Genomic DNA, 3,052 nt, shown 5'->3' with positions numbered 1-3,052 from the left:
AAAAAATCAAAAAAATATGTAATGCCGCAATAGTGGTTATTAAAAACATAACCACTATTGCGGCATTCGAGTTTGTAGTCACAAATGATGGTAACTATAGGTTATTCCTCGGCAATAAGGTGCTTCTCAAATCGACCGATGTCTTTATCAGCACCGATAACAATTAAGATGTCACCTTTTTCAATTTCCTCTGTAGCCATTGGAGATACGTTTATTTCTTTCCCTCTCTTGATAGCCACGACATTGCAGCCATATTGAGCTCGAATATCTAATTCCATTAGAGACTGACCACTCAATTTATTTCCTGCTATCACCTCAACGACACTGTGATCATCGGAAAGCTCAATATAATCAAGGATGTTATTAGAAATGATGTTGTGAGCTATCCTTTTCCCCATGTCTCTTTCAGGGTGAACGACATGATCGGCCCCTATTTTATTTAAAATCTTTTCATGATAATCATTTTGGGCTTTAACAGTAATCTTTTTGATGCCCATTTCTTCTAAGATCAGCGTTGTCAGCATACTAGCTTGGATATTATCACCAATGGCAACTATAACATGATCTATATTTCTTAATCCTAGTTCTCTTAGCACATTTTCGTCCGTAGAATCAGCAATTACCGCGTGTGAAGCAATATCTCTATATTCATTTACTTTATCCTCATCTAAGTCCAGGGCAAGTACTTCCATCCCCTCTCGACTTAACTCGCGACAAATACTTCCCCCGAATCGACCTAAGCCAATGACTGCAAATTCCTTCTTCATATCATTACCTCCATGAACTAATAAATATTTTTAAACTATATAGTTAGGTTTTCTGATTTGTTTCGTTCAAGGATACAAAGTATTCAATGATATCCATCCTTCTTATTATGCCGATGAATACTTGCTGGTCATCCACTACAGGAACAAAATTTTGGCTTACTGCAAGCTCCAGCATGTCCTCCATTTCAGCATTTATGGACACTGGCCTATTGTTTCTATGTTTTTTCACCTCAGTTAAAGGGATTTTATGCATGTTTAGAAAGTTTAGGTCAGGTTCATCTTTTAGCTTCCAAAGTAAATCCCCTTCTGTAAGTGTGCCAACGTAGTTTCCATGTTTGTTAATGATAGGTATAGCCGTGTAGGAATGATACTCCAGTTTTTCTAATGCTTGACACATTGTGGCCGTATCTTGGACATAAGCGACCTTTTCTTTAGGCAATAGAAAAAAAGCAATATTCATAAAATTTAGCTCCTTATAAAGTTCTAAGTAGTTTACTGCTGGTGGTGTTTATAGTGGGTAGGGTTATTATTGGCCCTATTATACTTTTGTACTAATCTTGCTGCTAGTTCAGCATCTTTATTTTGACTCGAAGCCTTATCTAGCATACGCTTTATTTCGTTTACAGATATTCGCATGTGCTTCACTCTCCCTCATTTTATAAAAAAGGATTAAAATTCGGCATCAAAAAACACAGGGGAAGTTACCCTGTGCTCATGTAATAATTGGTCACAAGTTACTACCATCCTCTCTCTAAACGCTTACGGAGTTAGCTGTCGGATTCGGGCATAAAGAGTTGCCCTACCATAAATTATGGATTCACCCCGAGTGGCTGAGCCACGTAAATATTGGTTCCTCCGTTTCCAATCGGAATTAAGCGATTAAGATCTTTTGGAAACAATGGATTGTATTATGGTGACAAATAATACTCTCCATTATTTCTTTAGTAAAGTGTTAAAATAAGCTTAAATAACAGGAAAAAAACCGTTTGAAGGTAAATAATCTTCAATATCTTCCGTTTTCGTTAATTATCTAGTGTTTTTACGTCAATTAGGTGGGAGTGAAAGTATTTTTAAACTTGGGCAATGCTAGTAGTTAGGCCGTCCATAACTATTCTATAAAAGAGGTTTAGAATTTAATGTACTCGCTATAGAATAGATAACGTAGTAAATCTTGAATGATAGGTGGAACAAATAATGTATAAACTGGACTTGAATCCTCCTCAAATGATCATATCAATTTTTATCATATTGATTTTATCTGGTACGCTACTTTTAAAGCTTCCGTTTGCTAGTACGGAAGGGGTTTCGTTTATCGACGCTCTATTTACAGCTACTTCGGCTATGACGGTCACGGGGTTAATTGTTGTGGATACAGGCACAGCCTATACACTTTTCGGGCAAATCATTATCCTTCTACTCATTCAGTTAGGCGGCCTTGGGATTATGACCTTTGCTGTATTAATTTATATTGCTGTAGGTAAGAAAATAGGGATTAAGCAAAGATTATTGGTTAAGCAAGCGTTAAATCAGTCAGCTATAGGTGGAGTGGTCCGTCTAGCGAAACAATTACTGGTATTTTCTCTAATCGTTGAATCCATTGCCGTGATCTTTCTCTCTTTTAAATGGATACCTGAAATGGGGTGGGGGCCAGGCTTTTACGCTAGCGTCTTCCATTCAATTTCTGCGTTCAATAATGCCGGCTTTTCGATTTGGTCTGATAGCCTGTCATCTTATGTGGTGAGCCCGATCGTCAATCTTGTGATTACATTCCTTTTTATCGTGGGAGGAATAGGATTTACCGTAGTATTTGATATGTGGAAAAGTAAAGAATTTAAACAGTTAGCCTTACAAACGAAGTTAATGATTGTGGGGACTTTAGCTATTAATATCTTTAGTTTTCTTATGATTTTCTTTCTCGAGTATAATAATCCTAATACAATCGCGGACTTATCCAGCCTTGGTAAGATTCAAGCCGCTTATTTTCAATCCGTTACACCGAGAACCGCCGGATTTAATACTCTAGACATAGGCCAAATGGAAGAAGCCTCCCTGTTTTTTATTATTACTCTTATGTTTGTAGGGGGAGGGAGTGCATCAACAGCTGGCGGGATAAAACTCACGACAGCCCTGGCAATTATTCTTGCCACTCTTTCTTTCTTTAAAGATAAAGAACATGTGGTGATCTATAGAAGAAGTCTTACCAGCCATGTTATTAATAAAGCTTTGGCCCTGACAGTGGGAAGCCTTTGCGTGGTTGTGACGACTATTTTCATTTTAAATCTGAC

At 37.5% G+C, this 3,052-nt stretch carries 3 protein-coding genes and 1 riboswitch; of the genes, 1 reads left to right on the top strand and 2 read right to left on the bottom strand.

Annotated elements, in window-relative coordinates:
• Positions 1-101: 101 nt before the first annotated feature.
• Together LD39_RS16515 and LD39_RS16510 are read right to left on the bottom strand one after the other, a co-directional pair.
• Positions 102-767, bottom strand: a complete 666-nt coding sequence (locus LD39_RS16515) for a TrkA family potassium uptake protein (RefSeq protein WP_035549998.1) — start codon at positions 765-767, stop codon at positions 102-104.
• Positions 768-810: 43 nt separating this feature from the next.
• Positions 811-1,227, bottom strand: coding sequence for a CBS domain-containing protein (locus LD39_RS16510; protein ID WP_035549993.1), 417 nt, complete (start codon positions 1,225-1,227; stop codon positions 811-813).
• 280 nt (positions 1,228-1,507) lie between these two features.
• Positions 1,508-1,655, bottom strand: a riboswitch (cyclic di-AMP (ydaO/yuaA leader).
• A 306-nt stretch (positions 1,656-1,961) separates the two neighbouring features.
• Here LD39_RS16510 and LD39_RS16505 point away from each other — a divergent pair.
• The coding region (locus tag LD39_RS16505) for a potassium transporter TrkG (protein ID WP_035549990.1) at positions 1,962-3,052 on the top strand (1,091 nt) is incomplete at its 3' end.

The organism is Halobacillus sp. BBL2006, from assembly GCF_000786645.1.
Lineage (GTDB): Bacteria > Bacillota > Bacilli > Bacillales > Halobacillaceae > Halobacillus.
The sequence above is the reverse complement of the archived record's forward strand: the minus strand, read 5'-3'. Positions and strand labels throughout refer to the sequence as shown.

Coding starts and splice junctions, on each gene's coding strand:
- LD39_RS16510 (WP_035549993.1), bottom strand. CDS start 1,227: ATGAATATTGCTTTTTTTCTATTGCCTAAAGAAAAGGTCGCTTATGTC.
- LD39_RS16515 (WP_035549998.1), bottom strand. CDS start 767: ATGAAGAAGGAATTTGCAGTCATTGGCTTAGGTCGATTCGGGGGAAGT.